Genomic DNA, 19,466 nt, shown 5'->3' on the forward strand with positions numbered 1-19,466 from the left:
GAGGTGGGCAGGAACAGCGAAAGCACTATCCGCATGTCCGAACGCGACGCCGAAGCCAACCGATTCTCTGCCCGTGCGGCGCGCTATGCCCGCGTCGGCGCCAATGTCGGCGGGGTGGCGGCCCGGATCGCAGGCGCCCGGCTGTTCGGCGTCGAGGGGCGCGATGCCACCAATGCCGAGGCACTGGCCAAGGCGCTGGGCGGGCTGAAGGGTCCGATCATGAAGGTGGCGCAGCTCGTCGCCACCATCCCCGATGTCGTGCCGCCGGAATACGCCGCCGAGTTGCAGAAGCTGCAATCGCAGGCGCCGCCGATGGGCGCGGCCTTCGTCAAGCGCCGGATGATGGCCGAGCTCGGCGCCAGCTGGCGCGAGCGCTTCGGCGAGTTCGATTTGAAGCCGGCGGCGGCGGCCTCGCTGGGGCAAGTGCATCGCGCGACGACGCTGGATGGCGCGGCGCTCGCCTGCAAGCTGCAATATCCCGACATGGAATCGGCTGTCGAAGCCGATATCGCCCAGCTCGAGGTGCTGTTCTCGCTGCACCGGCGCATGGGCGCGGTGATCGATACGACCGAGATCGCCAAGGAGATCGGTGCCCGCGTCCGCGAGGAGCTCGACTATAAGCGCGAGGCCAAGCATGTCGCGCTCTATCAGGCGATCCTGTCGGATACGCCGGAGGTGCGCGTGCCGGCGCTGGAGCCGGATTTGTCGACCCGGCGGCTTCTGACCATGCACTGGTTGGAAGGCAGCCCGATCCTCTCACACAAGCAGGACGGGCAGGCGGTGCGCGACAGGATCTCGACCGCGATGTTCAAGGCGTGGTGGCGCCCGTTCAGCCATCACGGCGTCATCCATGGCGACCCGCATCTCGGGAACTACACGGTGTTCTCGGAGGACGGCGAGCCGCAGGGAATCAACCTGCTCGACTATGGCTGCATCCGCATCTTCCCGGAGAGCTTCGTCGGCGGCGTGGTCGATCTCTACAAGGGCCTGCGCGACGGCGAGGAGGCCCGCGTCGTCCATGCCTACGAGACCTGGGGCTTCAAGGGCCTGACCAAGGACCTCGTCGATACCCTGAACATCTGGGCGCGCTTCATCTACGGGCCGCTGCTGGAGGATCGGGTCAGGCGCATCGCCGAGGATGTCAGCCCGGCCGAGTATGGCCGCAAGCAGGCCTTCCAGGTGCATCAGGCCCTGAAGGCGCGCGGGCCGGTGACGGTGCCGCGCGAATTCGTGTTCATGGACCGCGCCGCGATCGGGCTCGGCGGCGTCTTCCTGCATCTCGACGCCGAATTGAACTTCCACCGGTTGTTCGAGGCGGAAATCGAGGGGTTTTCGGTTGAGCGCGTTGCCGAGCGACAGGGCGCGGCTTTGGTCGCGGCGGGCTTGAAGTCCTAGCCTCGCGTCGCTCAGTCGCCCCCACTCCCGCCGTCACCGCCTCCGCCGCAGTCGTCGCAGAAGCCCGCGCTTCCGCCGTCACCGCCACCGGAGGTGTGGCGCCATCGCGCGATATCCTCGTCATCGCGCTTCGTCTGCTCATGCGCCTCGGCGAACCAGCGCTTCGCCTTCTCGCGCAGGGCAGGGCCGAGGTCCGTCAGGTGATCTTTCGCAGCTTGCTTGGTCGGATCGCCCACCGGTGTCTCCGTTCGACGATCCAGCATAGGCGGATTTGCGAGATGACGCTGCCGTCGATGCGGACTGGCGTTAATCGCTTCAAAAACAGCGGCAACGAAAGAATATCCTTCTATCTAAATCGATTGAATCGCCTCGATATCGCCGCTAAAGAGGATAAGTGCGGTGTGGTCGCGCCACGCTCCACGGTTGCAGCACGCTGCCGCGTTGCCCGTGCGTCGCGGGTGCGCTACAGGCTTAGAGAGACTGTGTCTTTTTCAGGATCGAGACCATGGCCGACCACGCCCATCACGCCGACGCTCCCGCGATGGACTATCCCGAGCACGAGCGGACCTATACCGGGTTCATTCATTTCGCCGAGGTCGGAACGGTCGCCTGCCTTGCCATCGTCGCGGCGCTCGCCGTCGGTGGCACGAAGCATGCCTGGGGCACGGCGCTGATCGGTACGCTGCTTGCCGTCCTCGGGACCGGTGTTGGTATCGCCGCCCCGTCGATCGGTTGGCGTGCGCCGCTCGTCGCGCTCGTCCTGATGCTGCTCGCGCTGCTCCTGCTCTGACCGTCTCCCCATAACGCCGGAAAGGCCTGCCCCCGCCATGCGCATTGCTGTCCCAGCCGAAACGCAAGGGGCGGAAACCCGCGTCGCAGCGACGCCGGAGACCGTCCGCAAGTTCAAGGGCCTCGGTGCCGAGGTCGTGGTCGAGGCCGGGGCAGGCAAAGCCTCCGGCATCCTCGATGCGGAGTATGAGGCGGCAGGGGCAACGCTCGCCAAAACGGCGGCGGAAGCGCTCGCCGGCGCGGCGATCGTGCTGAAGGTGCGCCGTCCGTCCGAGGGTGAGATCGCTGGCCTGCCGGCCGGTGCGCTCGTCATCGCGACGATGGACCCTTACGGCAACGAGGCGCAGGTCCAGGCCCTGGCCAAGGCCAATGTCGCCGCCTTCGCGATGGAGTTCATGCCGCGCATCACCCGTGCGCAGGTGATGGACGTTCTGTCCTCGCAGGCCAATCTCGCCGGCTACCGCGCCGTGATCGACGGCGCCGCCGAGTACGGCCGGGCGCTGCCGATGATGATGACGGCGGCGGGCACGGTGCCGGCCGCGAAGATATTCATCATGGGCGTCGGCGTCGCCGGCCTGCAGGCGATCGCCACCGCGCGCCGCATGGGCGCCATCGTGACCGCGACCGACGTGCGTCCCGCCACCAAGGAACAGGTCGAATCGCTCGGCGCAAAATTCCTCGCCGTCGAGGACGAGGAGTTCAAGCAGGCGCAGACCGCCGGCGGCTACGCCAAGGAGATGTCCAAGGAATACCAGGCGAAGCAGGCGGAACTCACCGCCAGCCACATCGCCAAGCAGGACATCGTCATCACCACCGCGCTGATCCCGGGCCGTCCGGCGCCGAAGCTGATCACGGCGGCGATGGTCGAGAGCATGAAGCCCGGCTCCGTGATCGTCGACCTCGCGGTCGAGCGCGGCGGCAACTGCGAACTGGCCAAGGCGGGCGAGGTCGTGACGACGGATAACGGCGTCAAGATCGTCGGCCATCTCAACGTGCCGGGCCGCCTGCCTGCGACCTCGTCGGCGCTCTACGCCAAGAACCTCTTCGCCTTCGTCGAGACGCTGATCGACAAGGCCGAGAAGAAGCTCGCGGTGAACTGGGACGACGAGCTGGTCAAGGCGACCGCCCTGACGAAGGACGGCGCCGTCATCCATCCGAATTTCGCGCCGAAGGCCTGAGCGTAAGGAATTCCGACCATGGCAACTCCCTCCACCGAACAGGCTCTCGAACAGGCGCGCAACGCGGCGGCCCTCGCCAAACAGGCAGCCGAGCTCGCCGAGCGCTATGCCGACCAGGCCGCGGCCGCGGCCAGCATCGCGACCGGCGGCGTCGACCCGACGGTCTACCGCCTCGCGATCTTCGTGCTCGCCGTCTTCGTCGGCTACTACGTCGTCTGGTCGGTGACGCCGGCCCTGCACACGCCGCTGATGTCGGTCACCAACGCGATCTCCTCGGTCATCGTCGTCGGCGCCTTGCTGGCCGTCGGCGTCGAAGCCCTGCCCGCGCTCGGTGACGGGCCGATCTGGGCCAAGGTCTTCGGCTTCCTCGCGCTGATACTCGCCTCGGTGAATATCTTCGGCGGCTTCCTCGTCACCGAGCGCATGCTCGCGATGTACAAGAAGAAGGGCTGATCGCCATGGCCGCGAACCTCTCAGCCCTGCTCTACGTCGTCTCCGGCGTCCTCTTCATCATGGCCCTGCGCGGCCTGTCGCACCCGACGACCTCGCGACAGGGCAACCGCTACGGCATGATCGGCATGGCGATCGCCATCGTCACGACCGTGGTGTTCTTCCCGCCGTCCGGCTTCTCCGGCTGGCTGCTCGTGCTTCTCGGCATCGCGATCGGCGGCGGCATCGGCGCCGTGATGGCCAAGCGCGTGCAGATGACGCAGATGCCGCAGCTCGTCGCCTTCTTCCACTCGCTGGTCGGCCTCGCCGCCGTGCTGGTGGCGGCTGCCGCGCTCTATGCGCCCGAGGCTTTCAACATCGGCCGTGTCGGCTCGATCAAGGGCGCCAGCCTGTTCGAGATGGCGCTCGGCGTCGCGATCGGCGCGATCACCTTCACCGGCTCGATCATCGCCTTCCTCAAGCTCGACGGGCGGATGAGCGGCAAGCCGATCATGCTGCCGCAGCGCCACGGCATCAATATCGGCCTCGGCATCGCGCTCGTGGTGCTGCTCGCGATCTTCATCAAGAGCGAGAGCCACACCGTCTTCTGGCTGATCGTCGCGGTCTCGCTGGTGCTCGGCGTGCTGCTGATCATCCCGATCGGCGGCGCCGACATGCCGGTCGTCGTCTCGATGCTGAACTCCTATTCCGGTTGGGCTGCCGCCGGCATCGGCTTCACGCTCGGCAACATGGCGCTGATCATCACCGGCGCGCTGGTCGGCTCGTCGGGCGCGATCCTGTCCTACATCATGTGCAAGGCGATGAACCGGAGCTTCATCTCCGTCATCCTCGGCGGCTTCGGCGGCGACGATGCCGCGGCCGGCGCGGGCGGCGCGGTCGAGGCCCGTCCGGTCAAGCAGGGCTCGTCGGACGACGCAGCCTACATCATGAAGAACGCCGGCAAGGTCATCATTGTGCCGGGCTACGGCATGGCGGTGGCGCAGGCGCAGCACACGCTGCGCGAGATGGCCGACCTGCTCAAGAAGGAAGGCGTCGAGGTCAAATACGCCATCCATCCGGTCGCGGGCCGCATGCCTGGCCACATGAACGTGCTGCTGGCCGAGGCGAACGTGCCCTATGACGAGGTCTTCGAGCTCGAGGACATCAACTCGGAATTCGGCCAGGCCGACGTCGCCTTCGTCATCGGCGCCAACGACGTCACCAACCCGGCCGCCAAGACCGACAAGTCCTCGCCGATCTACGGCATGCCGATCCTCGACGTCGAGAAGGCCAAGACCGTGCTCTTCATCAAGCGCGGCATGGCGGCTGGCTATGCCGGCGTCGAGAACGAGCTGTTCTTCCGCCCCAACACCATGATGCTCTTCGGCGACGCCAAGAAGGTCACCGACGAGATCGTCAAGGCGATGGCTCACTGAGCGGGCACCGCCCCGCCATCGGATTGCTGTAAAGGGCCGGCTTGATCGCCGGCCCTTTCGTTTTCGGAACATGTGCCGCGCGATGATCCTGCGTCTGCTGAAACCGGTGCTGCTGCTGGGCCTTGCGGCCTATCTGGCGGTGCTCGGCACGCTCTACATGCGCCAGCGCGAGCTCGTGTTTCCGCGCGATCCGGCGAAAGCCGACATCGCCTCGGCCGGATTGGCCGCCGCCGAGGAGGTCAGCGTCGCCACGGCCGATGGCGAGCGGCTCGTCGCCTGGGTGGTGCCGCCGCGCGCGGGCAAGCCGGTCGTGCTCTATTTCCACGGCAATTCCGGCAATCTCGGGCGGCCAGGGCGGATCGAGCGCTTCCGCGGGCTCACCGAGGACGGCGCGGGGCTCTTCGCCGTCAGCTATCGCGGCTATGGCGGCTCCTCGGGTATGCCGAGCGAGGAGGGGCTGCTGCAGGATGCGCGGGCGGCCTATGGGGTTGCGGCCGCGCGCTTCGGGGCCGGCAACCTGATCGGCTACGGCGAGTCGCTGGGCACCGGCGTCGTCCTGAAGCTCGCCGCCGAAGTGCCGTTGCAGGCGGTGGTGCTGGAGGCGCCTTACCGCTCGACGCTGTCGGTGGCGCAAGGGACCTATCCGTACCTGCCGCTCAGCCTGCTGATGAAGGACCAGTTCCGCTCGGATGCGGTCATCGGCCGGGTCAAGGCGCCGCTGCTGGTGCTGCATGGCGAGCGCGACCAGGTCATTCCCTTCGCCCAGGGGCAGCAGCTCTATGAGCTCGCGAACGCGCCCAAGCGCTTCCTGCGCTTTCCGGCCGGACGGCATTCCGACCTGCCGCGATACGGCTCGATCGGGGAGATCCGGCGTTTCCTGGCCGAGGTCGCGTCGGGGAGCATCGCGGGAGCGGAGAGCCGTGCGATCGGGGAGGGAGCGGGCGCTCGTCCCTGACGCCGCGCCCGATCCCGTCAGCTGCGGAAGAAGCCGCCGACGCCACCGCCGCCGAGGCGCGAGGAGCCGGCGCGGGCCTGGGCATTGTTGCCGTCGATCGCCAGCGCGCGTTGATAGGCTTCCGAGGCTTCCGCCTTCTTGCCGAGCTTCTCGAAGGCAAAGCCGCGGCCGGCCCAGGCATCGGCATTGCGGTTATCGACGTTGAGCGCGGCGGTGAAGTCTTCCTGCGCGGCATCGTATTTGCCGAGGACGTTCAGGCTCTGGCCGCGCGCGATATAGGGCGGGGCGGTGTAGGGATTGCGGTCGATCACCGAGTCGAAATCGGTGACGGCGTGCTGGTGCTGGCCTTCCTTCTGATAGACGAGGCCGCGGGCATGGAAGGCTTCCGCCGATTCGGGGTTGAGCCGGATCGCGGTGTTGAGATCGCCCAGCGCCTGCTGGCTGTTGCCCTGCTGGCGCAGCAGGTTGGCGCGCGCGATATAGGCCGGCGCATAGTTCGGGTTGGCGGTGGTGGCACGGTTGAAATCGGCGAGCGCCGAATCGGCCCTGCCACTCTGGCGCAGTGCCAGGCCGCGATTCGTGTAGGCGGAGGCGAGGTTCGGGTCGATCTGGATCGCCTTGGTGAAATCCGAGATCGCATCCGAGAAGCGGCCGACGCGGGCATAGGCCGCGCCACGCGTGTTATAGGCGTTGGGATCATTCGGATTGCGCGAGATGACCTCGCTGAGCGAGCCGATATTGACGCTGGCATCGGCGCTGTCGCGCGTGTCGAGCTCGGCGACGGCGGGCTGTGAGCCGAGGTTGGAGACCGTGTCGCACCCCGCGAGCGCCAGCGCCATGCCGGCTGCGGCCAACCAGTTACTGCCTCGGATCATGCTCTGCCTCATCGGTTTCGTGCTTCGCCTGCCGCGAGGCCCCGAATTAGGGGATGCCGGCCTTGCGGCCGTCGCGGCGTGATCGCGCTCCCAACCGACAGCGCCTTGCCGGAGAAAACGCCCGAAACCCGCCAAAACTTGGTTAACGCCGTAGAAAAGACAACGCGCCCGGAGCGGGCTCCAGGCGCGAAACGCTATCGGCCCTATCCTGGCGGCCCGTTGGGGCCGCCCGAAGGGTTTCAGGGGCGCTTGGGCTTCACCGGCGCGGGCAGGAGGCCTTCGCGCTGGAGCTTCTTGCGCTGGAGCTTGCGGGCGCGGCGCACGGCCTCGGCCGACTCACGCGCCTTCTTCTCGGAAGGCTTCTCGTAATGGCCACGAAGCTTCATCTCACGGAAGATGCCCTCACGCTGCATCTTCTTCTTGAGGGCGCGGAGCGCCTGATCGACATTGTTGTCGCGAACGAGAACCTGCACGTGAAACGTCCGTCCTTAGCGGGTTGATCCAGAAATTGGGGCCGGCGGTAAGGCAGAGCCCACCGCGCGAAGATGGGTGCCGATAGCAGAATTCATTTCGCCTGTCCACGCCGCGAACCCTTGAAAATGCGGGGCCGCATGCAGTTCAGGAATAGGCGCCATCCGATCGTTCAAGCGTGCTCGGCCGTGACACGGGTGACATGGCCCATCTTGCGGCCCGGGCGGGCATCGCGCTTGCCGTAGAGATGCAGATGCGCGCCGGGCTCCGCCAGAAGCTCGCGCCAGCGCAGCGCGCTCGCGCCGATCAGGTTCTCCATCTCGACGCGGCCGCGCCGGGCGGTCGAGCCGAGCGGGAAGCCGCAGACGGCGCGGACATGCTGGTGGAACTGCGAGGTCTCGGCGCCTTCGCTGGTCCAGTGCCCGGAGTTATGGACGCGCGGGGCGATCTCGTTGACGATGACACGCTCGGCGAGGTCGCCCTCGGCCTCCAGCACGAACAGCTCCACCGTGAAGACACCGACATAGCCGAGAGCCTCGCCGATGCGGCGGGCGGCATCGATCGCCTGCAGCGACGCGCCTTCCGAGAGATTCGCGGGGATGCGGGTATAGGCGAGGATATGGTCGCGGTGCTCGTTCTCGCAGACGTCGAAGGCGGCGAAGGAGCCGTCGAGCCCGCGCGCGGCGACGACCGAGACCTCGCGCACGAAGGAGACGAAGCCTTCGAGGATCGCGGGGAAACGTCCGATCGCCTCATGCGCCTCGGCGAGATCGCTGCCCGGCGCGATCTTGACCTGCCCCTTGCCGTCATAGCCGAAGCGGCGGGTCTTCAGCACGGAAGGGCGGCCGAGTTCGGCGGCGGCGGCTTCGAGATCGGCGAGCGTGTCGACGGCGCGGAACGGCGCGACGGCGAGGCCGAGCCCGGAGACGAAGCGCTTCTCGCTGAGCCGGTCCTGCGTCACCGCCAGGGCGCGGGCACCGGGATGGAGCGGCACGCGCGCGGCGAGGAAGGCAGCGGTCGCGGCCGGGACGTTCTCGAATTCGTAGGTCACGACATCGACGGCGTCTGCGAAGCGGGCGAGCGCCTCCTCATCCTCGTATTCCGCGACGGTGTGGCGGGCAGAAACGTCGAAGGCAGGGCTGTCGGTCTCGGGCGCGAAGACATGGCAGCGGATGCCGAGATCGGCGGCGGCAAGCGCCATCATCCGGGCAAGCTGGCCGCCACCGAGGATGCCGAGCATGGCGCCGGGCGCAAGGCCGGTGGGAACGGGCGCGCTCATGCCTCGTCCCGGTTGGGGCGCTCGGCGGTGCCGGCGCTCTGGCGGGCGCGATAGGCGTCGAGCCGCTCGGCGAGGGCGCTGTCTGAGAGAGCGAGCACTGCGGCGGCGAGGAGCGCTGCGTTGACGGCGCCGGCGCGACCGATGGCCAGCGTGCCGACGGGGATGCCGGCCGGCATCTGCACGATCGAGAGCAGGCTGTCCTGCCCCGACAGGGCCTTGGATTCGACGGGGACGCCGAAGACCGGCAGCGGCGTTAGCGAGGCCGTCATGCCCGGCAGATGCGCCGCGCCGCCGGCCCCCGCGATGACGACCTTGAAGCCCTCGGCCTTGGCGCCCTTGGCGAAGTCGAAGAGCCGGTCCGGCGTGCGGTGGGCGGAGACGATGCGGGCATCATAGGGGATGGCGAGCGCTTCGAGCGCCTCGGCCGCATGACGCATCGTCGCCCAGTCGGACTGGCTGCCCATGATGATGGCGACGGGGGGGCTGCTGGCTTCCATGGAATGCGCTCGGGCTCGGCTCCGGAAGCGCGCGATCTAGACCGGTAGACGCCGGGTAAGCAAGGGCGAATCGGCGCCAGGGCGCCGGAAAACGCTGGCGTCAGGCGATGATGTCGGGTGTGAGCGCGTCCTCGATCTGCGTGATGCGGTCCTTCAGGTAGAGCTTGCGCTTCTTCAGGCGCTGGACCTGGACCTGATTGATCGAGCCCACGCGCTCCAGCGCGTCGATGGCGCTGTCGAGATCGCGATGCTCCTCGCGCAGCCGCGCGAGTTCGGAGGTGAAGGTCTCGACCTCTTCCGGGCTGAGCTCGAATCCCATGGGCATCTCATCATCGCCTTGATCGGGGGCGACTATGCGCGTGTCGCCCGGCGTCCCGCAAGTGCGGGCGAGGCGGCGCAAGCATAGGGAAGTCATCTATTCACGGCTTTCCGGAAACGGACCGGTCACGATCACAGAATCTCATGAATGCCGTGTGACGGCATGGGGAAGACGTGAAGCCGGCTCTATGCCAGATTGGTACGTCAACTGCTCATCAGGAGGATCCAGATGTCGTTGCAGACCCGTCTTGCGGAACTCGAGCGCAAGCACCGTCAACTCGAGGACGCTATCGCCCAGGCTGTGGCGAGCCCGTCTTCCAGTGACCTCAGCCTCGCAGAGCTGAAGCGGAAGAAGTTGCAACTGAAGGATGAGATCGAACGCGTACGGATGACCATTCCGGAGCGAACCTTGCATTGAGCCGGCGGGCCGAGTGGCCCGTTGAATGCGATGAAGATGCGGATGAACCGGCCCGAAAGGGCCGGTTTTTCGTTGGCGGAAGGCCGGGGCGGGCGCCGTCAACGGAATGACACAAATCGGCGGGAACTTCTGTTGCGATGACCCGTTGAAGCCGGGCGCGCATCGCGAGGGGAGGCTGCCATGGGCATAGTCTGGACCATCATCATCGGTTTCGTCGCCGGGGTTATCGCCAAGTTCATCATGCCCGGCTCGAACGAGCCCGCGGGCTTCGTGCTGACGACGATCCTCGGCATCATCGGCGCCTTCGTCGCAACCTATCTCGGCCAATCCCTCGGCTGGTACGCGCCAGGGCAGGGCGCCGGGCTGATCGGCGCGGTCGTCGGGGCCATCATCGTGCTGGTCGTCTGGGGTGCGATCAGCGGCCGCAACCGCGCGGTCTAAGTTCGACCTTCCTTTCCCAAACGGAGTGAGCGCCGTGAGTGACGACAACAGCAGCAGCGGTTTCCCGTCCCTGACCGCCCTTCTCGGGCTCGTCGCGGTCGCCGGTTATCAGAATCGCGACAAGATCGCGGAGTGGCTGGGCGGCCGCGGCCAGCCGGAGCCGGGGCAGGTTCCGGCCCCGCAACCCGGCCAGGCCGGGGCAGCGCCGCAGGGCGATGGCGGCGGACTTCTCGGTGGCCTTGGCGGATTGCTGGGTGCCGGCGGCATCGGCAGCGTGCTGAATGGCGGGCTCGGCGAGCTTGCCGACCGGTTCAGGCAGGCCGGGCAGGGCGAGAAGGTCGATTCCTGGGTGCAGAACGGCCCCAACCAGGAGGTCGCACCCAACGATCTCGAACAGGCGCTCGGCCCGCAGGTGATCGACGCGATCGCGCAGCGGACGGGCCTGTCGCGTGACGAGTTGCTGGATCGGTTGTCTCAGGTCCTGCCGGAAACCGTTGATCGCGTCACGCCGAATGGGCGGCTCGATCGCGCCGGGGCGTGAGGATCCGGTCTTCGGCTGGGTGTCTCCGTCATTCTCGGGCGAAGCGTCGCTTCGACCCGAGAATCTGAGGACGAGAAAGCACCGGTTTCCGAGATGCTCGGGGCAAACCCGAGCGTGACGTGCGGGTTCAGAGCGCCCGCGCCATCTCGCGCAGCCTGAACTTCTGGATCTTGCCGGTCGAAGTCTTCGGGACCTCGGCGAAGACGATCGTGCGCGGGCATTTGAACGATGCGAGATGCTCGCGGCACCAGGCGATGATCTCCGCCTCCGTCGCGGTCTTGCCCGGCTTCAATTCGATAAAGGCGCAGGGCGTCTCGCCCCATTTCTCGTCGGGGCGGGCGACCACGGCGGCAGCCTGCACGGCCGGGTGCTTGTAGAGCGCATCCTCGACCTCGATCGAGGAGATGTTCTCGCCTCCGGAGATGATGATGTCCTTCGAGCGGTCCTTGAGCTGGATGTAGCCGTCCGGATAGCGCACGCCGAGATCGCCGGTATGGAACCAGCCCCCGGCGAAGGCGGCCTCGGTCGATTTCCGGTTGCCGAGATAGCCCTTCATCACGACATTGCCGCGCATCATCACCTCGCCGAGCGTCTGGCCGTCGCGCGGGACGGGCTGCATCGTCTCGGGGTCGAGCACGTCGAGCCCTTCGAGTGCCGGATAGCGCACGCCCTGGCGGGCTTTCTTGGCGGCCTGCTCGGCCGCTGAGAGCGCGTTCCAGTCGTCATTCCAGTCGTTGACGACGGAGGGGCCGTAGCACTCGGTCAGCCCGTAGAGATGGGTGACCTCGAAACCGGCCTGCTTCATGCCAGCGAGCACGGCTTCGGGCGGCGGGGCGGCCGCGGTGAAGAAGGAGACCGTCTGCGGGAAGTCGCGGCGCTCCTCGGGCGTGGCGTTGAGCAGCGTCGACATCACGATCGGCGCGCCGCAGAGATGGGTCACGCCATGGTCTGCCAGCGCATCGTACATCGCCTTGGCGCGGACCTGCCGCAGGCAGACATGGGTGCCGGCGACGATCGAGATCGTCCAGGGGAAGCACCAGCCGTTGCAGTGGAACATCGGCAGCGTCCAGAGATAGACGGGGTGCCGGCCCATATTGCCGGTGATGACGTTCGAGGTCGCGAGCAGGTTGGCGCCGCGATGATGGTAGACAACGCCCTTGGGATCGCCGGTGGTGCCGGAGGTGTAGTTCAGCGCGATGGCGTCCCATTCGTCTCCCGGCATCAGCCAGTCGAAATCCGGATCGCCGGAGGCGACGAGTTCCTCGTACTCGATCTGGCCCAGTCGTTCGCCCGGGCCGTCATAGACGGGATCGTCATAGTCGATGACGATCGGCTTCACCTTGCAGAGCGCCAGCGCCTCCCTGATCGTCTTCGAGAATTCCCGGTCGATGATCAGCACCTTGGCGCCGCCATGGTCGAGCGAGAAGGCGATGATCGCGGCGTCGAGCCTTGTGTTCAGCGTGTTGAGGACGGCGCCGGCCATCGGCACCCCGTAATGGCATTCGAGCATGGCCGGCGTGTTCGGTAGCATCGCCGCGACTGTGTCGTTCTTACTGACGCCGTGCTTCGCGAGCGCCGAGGCGAGGCGGCGCGAGCGGGCATAGAACTCGGCATAGGAGCGACGCAGCGAGCCGTGAATGATCGCGGTGCGCTCGGGGAAGACCGAGGCCGCGCGCTCCAGGAAGGCGAGCGGCGTCAGCGGCTGGTAGTTCGCCGGATTGCGGTCGAGATCGGTGTCATAGGCCGAACGGGTCATCGGGAGCCTTCCTCGCAAGCGCCGCAAGCCTTAGCGGCTGGCGCGCTCCCAGGTAATCCATCCCTTTTTCCGATACGGCGCAATCGCGCGAGCCACCGGGTTTCCCCGAAACCGCCTCGTCATTCCGGGCTCATCGCTGCGCGACGCCCCGGAATGACGGTGTGATTCTTCAGCCGAGAAGATGCAGGCCGCGCAGACCGTCATAGACGAGCTTGGCGCCGACCAGCAGCAGGAGCCAGTAGATGATGCCGTAGAAACGCTCGGGCGGCACGCGCCGGACCAGCCACACGCCGGCGAAGGTCGCGGCGACCGCGAAGGGCAGCAGTGCGGCCGAGGCCAGGAGGTTCTGGCCGTTGAGCTGGCCGAGCGCGAGATAGGGCACGAGCTTGACCAGATTCATCGCGGCGAAGAAGATCGCGCCGGTGCCGACGAAGACGGCGGGCTTCAGCTTCTGCGGCATGACATAAATCTGGAAGGGCGGGCCGCCGGCATGGGCGACCATGCTGGTGAAGCCGCAGAAGAAGCCCCAGAGGCTGCCGGCGCTCCAGTTCGCCTGTGTGGCGACAGTCGGCTTCTTGCCGTCGCTGAGCATGCGGCGCAAAGCGAAGCCGACCGAGATCAGCCCGACGGCGAGCACGACGGCGGCATCCGAAACCTTCGCCGCCAACAGATAGCCGACGAGAATGCCGAGCAGGGCGCCGGGCGCCAGCGTCGCGAGATTGCGGCGGTCGAAATCGCGCCGGTAGGACCAGACCGAGACGACATCCTGCGCGATCAGGAGCGGCAGCATGATCGCGGCCGCCGTCACTGGCGAGACGACCAGCGCCATCAAGGGCAGGGAGAGCAGGCCGATCCCGGAAAAGCCGCCCTTGGCCAGTCCGGTCAGGACGACGGCCGGGACCATGGCAGCGAAGAAGAGCAGGTCGAAGGGCATGTGATACTGCGCCGCAGGGCTGGGAGAGGCAGGTCGGGATCGGCGAAAGTCTTAAGGCGGCGCGCTTGCGCTGGGCGCGGGGAAGAGCGCAGGGTTCGCGCAAAATCAGCCCCGCCATCGCCGGCTCGCTCACGGGGCTTTAGGCTGAAACCCGGCGCAGAGGAACGCTTCCGATGAATGGCTCCCATGCGGCGCCCGCCCGCCCCGCGCAAGGCTATGCCGAAACCTATGCCCGCTGGCAGGCCGATCCCGATGCCTATTGGCTCGACATGGCCAAGGGCATCGACTGGATCAAGCCGCCCGAGAAGGCCTTCGATCCGGCGGCCGGCATCTATGGGCGCTGGTTCCCGGATGCGACCTGCAACACCTGCTTCAACGCGCTCGACCGACATGTGCGCGATGGCCGCGGCGAGCAGGTCGCGCTGATCCATGACAGCCCGGTCACCGGGACCAAGACGAGCTACACCTATGCGCAGATGCTGGAAGAGGTGGCGACGCTCGGCGCCGTCCTGCAGGAGCTCGGCGTCGGCAAGGGCGACCGCGTCCTGATCTATATGCCGATGGTGCCGGAAGCGGCCTTTGCCATGCTCGCCTGCGCCCGGATCGGCGCCGTGCACTCGGTGGTGTTCGGCGGCTTCGCGGCCAAGGAGCTGGCGACGCGCATCGACGATGCCGAGCCCAAGGTCATCCTGACCGCGACCTGCGGCATCGAGCCGACGCGCGTGGTCGAGTACAAGCCGCTGCTCGACGGTGCGATCGAGATGGCCAGGCACAAGCCGCAGACTTGCGTCGTGCTGCAGCGGCCCCAGGCCGACGCCTCGATGCATGTCACCCGCGACAGGAACTGGCGCACGCTGGTGGCTGCTGCGAAGGCCGCGGGGCGCAAGGCGGATTGCGTCGAGGTCGCGGCGACCGATCCGCTCTATATCCTCTACACCTCCGGCACGACGGGGCGGCCCAAGGGCGTGGTGCGCGACAATGGCGGGCACATGGTCGTGCTCAAGGCGACGATGGACCAGCTCTTCGATGTCGGGCCGGGCGAGGTGATGTTCTGCGCCTCCGATGTCGGCTGGGTCGTCGGCCACGGCTATATCGTCTACGCGCCATTGATCCAGGGCGCGACCAGCGTGCTCTACGAGGGCAAGCCGGTCGGCACGCCCGATCCCGGCGCCTTCTGGCGGGTGATCGCCGAGCATGGGGTCAAGGTGCTGTTCACGGCGCCGACCGCCTTCCGCGCGATCCGCAAGGAGGATCCCGAGGGCAAGCATCTCGCCGGGCACGACCTCTCGCGCTTCAGGGCGCTGTTCCTCGCCGGCGAGCGGGCCGATCCCGAGACGCTGAAATGGGCCGAGGCCATGCTCAAGGTGCCGGTGATCGACCATTGGTGGCAGACCGAGAGCGGCTCGCCGATCGTCGGCGATCCGCTGGGGCTCGGGCTGCTGCCGGTGAAGCATGGCTCGCCGACGGTGCCGCTGCCGGGTTGGGACGTGCAGTGCCTCGATGAGGGCGGGCGGCCGGTCGAGGCGGGCAAGATGGGCGCGATCGTGCTGAAGCTGCCCTTGCCGCCGGGCGCGCTGCCGACGCTGTGGAACGACGATGCGCGCTTCAGGGAGGCGTATCTCGCGACCTATCCGGGCTATTACAACACCTCGGATGCCGGCTTCATCGACGCGGACGGCTATGTCTTCATCATGGGCCGCACCGACGACATCATCAATGTCGCCGGTCACCGGCTCTCGACCGGCGGCATGGAGGAGGTGCTGGCGGCGCATCCGGCCGTGGCGGAATGCGCGGTGGTCGGCATCCGCGACGCGCTGAAGGGCGAGCAACCCTGCGGCTTCGTGGTGCTGAAGGCCGGCGCGACGGTGACGCCCGAGCAGGTCGAGAAGGAGCTGGTCGCGCTGGTGCGCGAACGCATCGGGCCGGTCGCTGCCTTCAAGCTGGCGCTGACGGTCGCGCGATTGCCGAAGACGCGCTCCGGCAAGATACTCAGGGCGACGATGAAGAAGATCGCCGATGGCGAGGACTACGCGGTGCCGGCGACGATCGAGGATATCGCGGTGCTCGGCGAGATCGGCACGGCGCTGAAGGGCAGGGGGATCGGGTAGGGCCCCCGATCAGGCCATCATTCTCGGGCGAAGCGAAGCTTCGACCCGAGAATCTCAGGACAGGAGAGCGCTGGTTTCCGAGATGCTCGGGTCAAGCCCGAGCATGACGGCTATGGAGAGCCTCAGCCCTCGTCGTCCTCGTCCTCGGCCGGGCGCTTGAGCTGCTTCAGCTTGGCGAAGACGGAATCGACGTCGATCGCCGCTTCTTCCTCGCGCTTCGGCCGGCTCATGTCGGCGAAGGGCTGGCTCTCGTTGCGCACGGGCTCCGGAGCGATCGCTTCTTCCACCGTGAGCAGGGTCGAGCCGGCCTCGGCCAGCGCGGCCGGGCGGTCCTTGGAGGCACGGCCGACTTCGAAATCGAGATCGATCTGCGAGCACAGGCCGAGGCTGACCGGGTCGATCGGGGTGAGCTGCTGGGCGTTCCAGTGGGTGCGGTCGCGGATCTGCGCGATGGTCGACTTGGTCGTGCCGATCAGGCGGATGACCTGCGCATCCTTGAGCTCGGGATGGTTGCGCAGCAGCCAGAGGATGGCGTTCGGACGATCCTGGCGCTTCGAGACCGGGGTGTAGCGCGGGCCCTTGGTGCGCTTGATCTCCGGCACCTTCACCTTGCGCTCGGCGAGCTTGAGGTGATGGTTCGGGTTCTTGGCGGCGCGTTCCAGCTCCTCGCGGGTGAGCTGGCCGGAGGTGATGGGGTCGAGACCCTTGATGCCGGCGGCGACTTCGCCGTCCGCGATGCCGCGCACCTCGAGCGGGTGCAGCTTGCAGAACTCGGCGATCTGCTCGAAGGTCAGCGAGGTGTTCTCGACCAGCCAGACCGCGGTGGCCTTGGGCATCAGCGGGGTTTGTGACACGGGGACGGTCTCCTCTTCGCCTTCGCGCCGCCGCTCGCAGGGGCTCATAAAGGCAGGGTCGCGGACAATAGCTCTCATGCGCCGACCGGCCTCCCCGGCCGGCCATCCAAATCATCGACGATGAGCAGGATGGCGCGCCTTATAGGCGAGGGCGGGGCAGGTGTCCATGAAAAGCGTGTGATTGCAGACGGTCACACCGTCAGAACGATCTTGCCGATATGGGTGCTCGACTCCATCAGGCGATGGGCCTCGGCCGCCTGCGCCAGCGGGAAGGTCGCGTGGATCAGCGGCTTGCAGCGCCGGGCCTCCAGCAGCGGCCAGACCTTGGCGTGCAATTCGGCGGCGATGGCGGCTTTCTCGGCTACCGTGCGCGGGCGGAGCGTCGAACCGGTATGGGTCAAACGCTTCAGCATCAGGCGGCTGAAATTCACCGTGGCCTTTGGGCCGTTGAGGAAGGCGATCTGGACGATGCGGCCCTGATCGGCGGCCAGCTCGTAATTGCGGTCGATATAGTCGCCGCCGACCATGTCGAGGATCAGGTCGGTGCCGCGACCGCCGGTCATGGCCTTGCCCGCCGCGACGAAATCCTCTGTGCGGTAGTTGATGGCATGGTCGGCGCCGAGTTCAAGGCAGGCGGCGCATTTGTCGTCGGAGCCGGCCGTCGCGATGACGGTTGCGCCAAAAGCCTTGGCAAGCTGGATCGCGGTGGTGCCGATGCCGGACGAGCCGCCATGGACGAGGAAGCTTTCGCCGGCCTGCAGCCGGCCGCGCTGGAAGACATTGGTCCAGACGGTGAAGAAGGTCTCGGGGATCGCGCCGACTTCGGTCAGCGTCAGTCCCTTGGGGGCGGGCAGGGCGTTGCTCTCGTCGACCACCGCATATTCGGCATAGCCGCCGCCGGCGACGAGGGCGCAGACGGTTGATCCTACTGGAAAGCGGCTGGCACCTTCGCCCTGCGCAACTACCGTGCCGGCAAATTCGAGGCCAGGGATGTCGGAGGCCCCGGGCGGCGGGTTGTAGCCGCCCTGGCGTTGCAGGACGTCGGGGCGGTTGACGCCGGCCGCGGCGATGGCGACGAGTATCTGGCCGGGCCCCGGCTTCGGCACCGGGCGCGTTTCCGGCCGCAGGACCTCGGGGCCGCCGGGTGCCGCCATGCCGATCGCCGTCATCGTCTCGGGAATGGTCGTCATGGTTTCGTCCTCGATTGGTGCGTCGCAGCGTGACTGCGGTCGAAACTTAGCTAGCGTGCCGCGCGCAGTTTGAGCAGATGCGAGGCCGCCATGTCGATATTCCCGGAGGACGACCGTCCCAAGCCGAAGAGCGTGCATGAGATCGGGCAGGACCTGTCGATGCTGTCGCTGGCCGAGATCGACGAGCGCATCGCGGCGCTCAAGGCCGAGATCGAGCGGCTCATCGAGACGCGATCGCGCAAGGACGCCTCGCGCTCCGCGGCGGACGCGTTCTTCCGCAAGCCCGCCTGAAAAAGCGTCAAAAAGAAACGCCCGTTTACCGGGCGTTAATGATTCCAAAGTATGAATCGCATCATCCAGTTTGTCTGGATGTCGAGTGGCTCCTGCCCACTCTGTTTGACGCCTCCCTGTTGACCTTCGAGCCGCCTTTGGCGGCTCTTTTTTTGTCTTGCGCGTTCCCTTGCGTCGGCCGGTCGGCTCGATCTTGTGGAGCCGCCTGCCTTGTTGTCGCCACAGCGGTTTAGCCTCGTTAAGGTTAACGGCACCTTACCGACGCCGGAAACCCCGATCGGCGCTATCCTTGCGACATCGGCGACCATATCCGTGACGCGTTCCAGAGGCGCACGGGTTTGTGCCGATGGGAGACACCAATGAACGACGCCCAGTTGCTCGATCCGCAGACGGAAGAGGGCGCGATTTCCTTCGCACGGGGCTTCGTGCGCTCCGATGCCTTCATGCTGCTGTTTCGGGAGGGGATGGGGCTGGTCGAGCAGACGGCGAGCTATCTCGATGGGGACGGGCGCAAGGACGCCGCCGCGCTGCCGCGCGAGACCTCGCTGACCTATGCCACCGAAAGCATGCGCCTGACGACGCGCCTGATGCAGATCGCCTCCTGGCTTCTGGTGCAGCGGGCTGTGGCTGAAGGCGAACTCACCGCCGAGCAGGCCCGCACCGAGCATAACAAGGTCAAGATCGGCGACCCGATGGCGCCGCCGGCCGAGCATGTCGTTGCACAGCTGCCGGAGCGGCTGCGCGACCTGATGGCGCATTCCTTCCGCCTGCAGGAGCGCATCCGCCATCTCGAAGGCCAGATGTCTGGCACGGCGCCGGTCCGCGCCAGCGTGAACCCCGTGCTGAACCAGCTTGCCAGCCTCGAGGCCCGGCTCGGCTTCGGGCGCTGAGCCTCTCAGGTGTGCGGCGCCTCCGGGTGCCCCGACACGACCATGTCAAAACAAAAAACCCGGCCGCGAGGCCGGGTTTTTTGTTCGAGATCAATGACGGCGGCGCCGGAGCGCCGCAGCATCACTTCTTGCCGATGGCGCCGATGCCGCTGAAGCGCGAGTTGAAGCGCGAGACGCGACCGCCGCGATCCAGCATGTGCTGGGTGCCGCCGGTCCAGGCCGGGTGGGTCTTGGGGTCGATGTCAAGGTTCAGCGTGTCGCCTTCCTTGCCGTAGGTCGAGCGGGTGGCATATTCGGTGCCATCGGTCATGACGACCTTGATGGTGTGATAATCGGGGTGGATGCCGGCCTTGGCCATGACGAAATCCTCGGAGCTACAAAAACGGGCGCATCGACAAGCAGGCGAGCCTGCCCGGCCCGT

At 67.0% G+C, this 19,466-nt stretch carries 23 protein-coding genes; 12 read left to right on the plus strand and 11 right to left on the minus strand.

What is annotated here, in order from left to right:
- Positions 1-33 precede the first annotated feature (33 nt).
- Positions 34-1,395 carry an ABC1 kinase family protein gene (locus AC07NY_RS05420; protein WP_494582341.1) on the plus strand — a complete coding sequence of 454 codons (1,362 nt, stop codon included), beginning with the start codon at positions 34-36 and terminating at the stop codon, positions 1,393-1,395.
- A gap of 11 nt (positions 1,396-1,406) precedes the next feature.
- On the opposite strand, the gene AC07NY_RS05425 is transcribed toward AC07NY_RS05420, so the two are convergent.
- The gene (locus tag AC07NY_RS05425; protein ID WP_494582343.1) at positions 1,407-1,631 is read right to left on the minus strand and encodes a hypothetical protein; all 225 of its coding nucleotides are present in this window, start codon (positions 1,629-1,631) and stop codon (positions 1,407-1,409) included.
- Between the two features lie 269 nt (positions 1,632-1,900).
- On the opposite strand from AC07NY_RS05425, the gene AC07NY_RS05430 reads away from it, so the two are divergent.
- From AC07NY_RS05430 to AC07NY_RS05450, 5 genes are all read left to right on the plus strand, one after another.
- Positions 1,901-2,185 carry an aa3-type cytochrome c oxidase subunit IV gene (locus AC07NY_RS05430; protein WP_494582344.1) on the plus strand — a complete coding sequence of 95 codons (285 nt, stop codon included), beginning with the start codon at positions 1,901-1,903 and terminating at the stop codon, positions 2,183-2,185.
- Positions 2,186-2,222: 37 nt separating this feature from the next.
- On the plus strand, positions 2,223-3,362 hold the full coding sequence (locus AC07NY_RS05435; RefSeq protein ID WP_494582346.1) for a Re/Si-specific NAD(P)(+) transhydrogenase subunit alpha: 1,140 nt from the start codon (positions 2,223-2,225) through the stop codon (positions 3,360-3,362).
- 18 nt (positions 3,363-3,380) lie between these two features.
- The gene (locus tag AC07NY_RS05440) at positions 3,381-3,815 is read left to right on the plus strand and encodes an NAD(P) transhydrogenase subunit alpha part 2 (RefSeq protein ID WP_494582348.1); all 435 of its coding nucleotides are present in this window, start codon (positions 3,381-3,383) and stop codon (positions 3,813-3,815) included.
- A gap of 5 nt (positions 3,816-3,820) precedes the next feature.
- A complete protein-coding gene (locus AC07NY_RS05445) occupies positions 3,821-5,227 on the plus strand; it encodes an NAD(P)(+) transhydrogenase (Re/Si-specific) subunit beta (RefSeq protein WP_257731133.1) in 1,407 nt (468 codons plus the stop codon).
- Positions 5,228-5,309: 82 nt separating this feature from the next.
- Positions 5,310-6,182 carry an alpha/beta hydrolase gene (locus tag AC07NY_RS05450; protein ID WP_494582350.1) on the plus strand — a complete coding sequence of 291 codons (873 nt, stop codon included), beginning with the start codon at positions 5,310-5,312 and terminating at the stop codon, positions 6,180-6,182.
- Positions 6,183-6,199: 17 nt separating this feature from the next.
- On the opposite strand, the gene AC07NY_RS05455 is transcribed toward AC07NY_RS05450, so the two are convergent.
- The 5 genes from AC07NY_RS05455 to AC07NY_RS05475 form a co-directional block, all read right to left on the minus strand.
- Positions 6,200-7,057, minus strand: a complete 858-nt coding sequence (locus AC07NY_RS05455) for a tetratricopeptide repeat protein (RefSeq protein ID WP_492285039.1) — start codon at positions 7,055-7,057, stop codon at positions 6,200-6,202.
- 239 nt (positions 7,058-7,296) lie between these two features.
- Entirely contained in the window at positions 7,297-7,530 is a 234-nt protein-coding gene (gene rpsU, locus AC07NY_RS05460) for a 30S ribosomal protein S21 (RefSeq protein WP_076438761.1), read from the minus strand.
- 170 nt (positions 7,531-7,700) lie between these two features.
- Positions 7,701-8,807: a 5-(carboxyamino)imidazole ribonucleotide synthase gene (locus AC07NY_RS05465; RefSeq protein WP_494582353.1), complete on the minus strand. Its 1,107-nt coding sequence runs from the start codon at positions 8,805-8,807 to the stop codon at positions 7,701-7,703.
- Complete coding sequence (purE, locus tag AC07NY_RS05470) at positions 8,804-9,304, minus strand: 5-(carboxyamino)imidazole ribonucleotide mutase (protein ID WP_494582355.1); 501 nt, start codon at positions 9,302-9,304, stop codon at positions 8,804-8,806. Before purE ends, AC07NY_RS05465 begins: the two co-directional genes overlap by 4 nt.
- Positions 9,305-9,404: 100 nt before the next feature.
- Positions 9,405-9,623 (minus strand): YdcH family protein, encoded by a 219-nt coding sequence (locus tag AC07NY_RS05475; protein WP_492285037.1) that lies wholly within the window; start codon positions 9,621-9,623, stop codon positions 9,405-9,407.
- Between the two features lie 228 nt (positions 9,624-9,851).
- Here AC07NY_RS05475 and AC07NY_RS05480 point away from each other — a divergent pair, with 228 nt between their 5' ends.
- The 3 genes from AC07NY_RS05480 (at position 9,852) to AC07NY_RS05490 (ending at position 11,022) form a co-directional block, all read left to right on the plus strand.
- Positions 9,852-10,040: a YdcH family protein gene (locus AC07NY_RS05480; RefSeq protein ID WP_199091974.1), complete on the plus strand. Its 189-nt coding sequence runs from the start codon at positions 9,852-9,854 to the stop codon at positions 10,038-10,040.
- Positions 10,041-10,220: 180 nt separating this feature from the next.
- Positions 10,221-10,481: a GlsB/YeaQ/YmgE family stress response membrane protein gene (locus AC07NY_RS05485; protein WP_257731138.1), complete on the plus strand. Its 261-nt coding sequence runs from the start codon at positions 10,221-10,223 to the stop codon at positions 10,479-10,481.
- A 34-nt stretch (positions 10,482-10,515) separates the two neighbouring features.
- On the plus strand, positions 10,516-11,022 hold the full coding sequence (locus AC07NY_RS05490; protein WP_494582358.1) for a YidB family protein: 507 nt from the start codon (positions 10,516-10,518) through the stop codon (positions 11,020-11,022).
- A gap of 127 nt (positions 11,023-11,149) precedes the next feature.
- On the opposite strand, the gene AC07NY_RS05495 is transcribed toward AC07NY_RS05490, so the two are convergent.
- Both AC07NY_RS05495 and AC07NY_RS05500 read right to left on the minus strand, forming a co-directional pair.
- Positions 11,150-12,778 carry an acyl-CoA synthetase gene (locus AC07NY_RS05495; RefSeq protein ID WP_494582359.1) on the minus strand — a complete coding sequence of 543 codons (1,629 nt, stop codon included), beginning with the start codon at positions 12,776-12,778 and terminating at the stop codon, positions 11,150-11,152.
- A 169-nt stretch (positions 12,779-12,947) separates the two neighbouring features.
- Positions 12,948-13,712 (minus strand): sulfite exporter TauE/SafE family protein, encoded by a 765-nt coding sequence (locus tag AC07NY_RS05500; protein WP_494582361.1) that lies wholly within the window; start codon positions 13,710-13,712, stop codon positions 12,948-12,950.
- Positions 13,713-13,885: 173 nt separating this feature from the next.
- On the opposite strand from AC07NY_RS05500, the gene AC07NY_RS05505 reads away from it, so the two are divergent.
- A complete protein-coding gene (locus tag AC07NY_RS05505; protein ID WP_494582363.1) occupies positions 13,886-15,820 on the plus strand; it encodes a propionyl-CoA synthetase in 1,935 nt (644 codons plus the stop codon).
- Positions 15,821-15,942: 122 nt separating this feature from the next.
- On the opposite strand, the gene AC07NY_RS05510 is transcribed toward AC07NY_RS05505, so the two are convergent.
- Together AC07NY_RS05510 and AC07NY_RS05515 are read right to left on the minus strand one after the other, a co-directional pair.
- Positions 15,943-16,674 carry a DUF1013 domain-containing protein gene (locus tag AC07NY_RS05510; RefSeq protein WP_492285032.1) on the minus strand — a complete coding sequence of 244 codons (732 nt, stop codon included), beginning with the start codon at positions 16,672-16,674 and terminating at the stop codon, positions 15,943-15,945.
- A gap of 191 nt (positions 16,675-16,865) precedes the next feature.
- Positions 16,866-17,864 (minus strand): NAD(P)H-quinone oxidoreductase, encoded by a 999-nt coding sequence (locus AC07NY_RS05515; RefSeq protein WP_494582364.1) that lies wholly within the window; start codon positions 17,862-17,864, stop codon positions 16,866-16,868.
- A 90-nt stretch (positions 17,865-17,954) separates the two neighbouring features.
- Here AC07NY_RS05515 and AC07NY_RS05520 point away from each other — a divergent pair, with 90 nt between their 5' ends.
- Positions 17,955-18,155, plus strand: a complete 201-nt coding sequence (locus AC07NY_RS05520) for a DUF1192 domain-containing protein (protein WP_494582366.1) — start codon at positions 17,955-17,957, stop codon at positions 18,153-18,155.
- Positions 18,156-18,514: 359 nt separating this feature from the next.
- Positions 18,515-19,045, plus strand: coding sequence for a protease adaptor protein RcdA (gene rcdA, locus AC07NY_RS05525; RefSeq protein ID WP_494582368.1), 531 nt, complete (start codon positions 18,515-18,517; stop codon positions 19,043-19,045).
- A gap of 121 nt (positions 19,046-19,166) precedes the next feature.
- Here rcdA and rpmE read toward each other — a convergent pair whose 3' ends face one another.
- The gene (gene rpmE, locus AC07NY_RS05530) at positions 19,167-19,403 is read right to left on the minus strand and encodes a 50S ribosomal protein L31 (RefSeq protein ID WP_199091846.1); all 237 of its coding nucleotides are present in this window, start codon (positions 19,401-19,403) and stop codon (positions 19,167-19,169) included.
- Positions 19,404-19,466 lie beyond the last annotated feature (63 nt).

It is taken from the genome of Allobosea sp. GW821-FHT09G06, assembly GCF_059416005.1.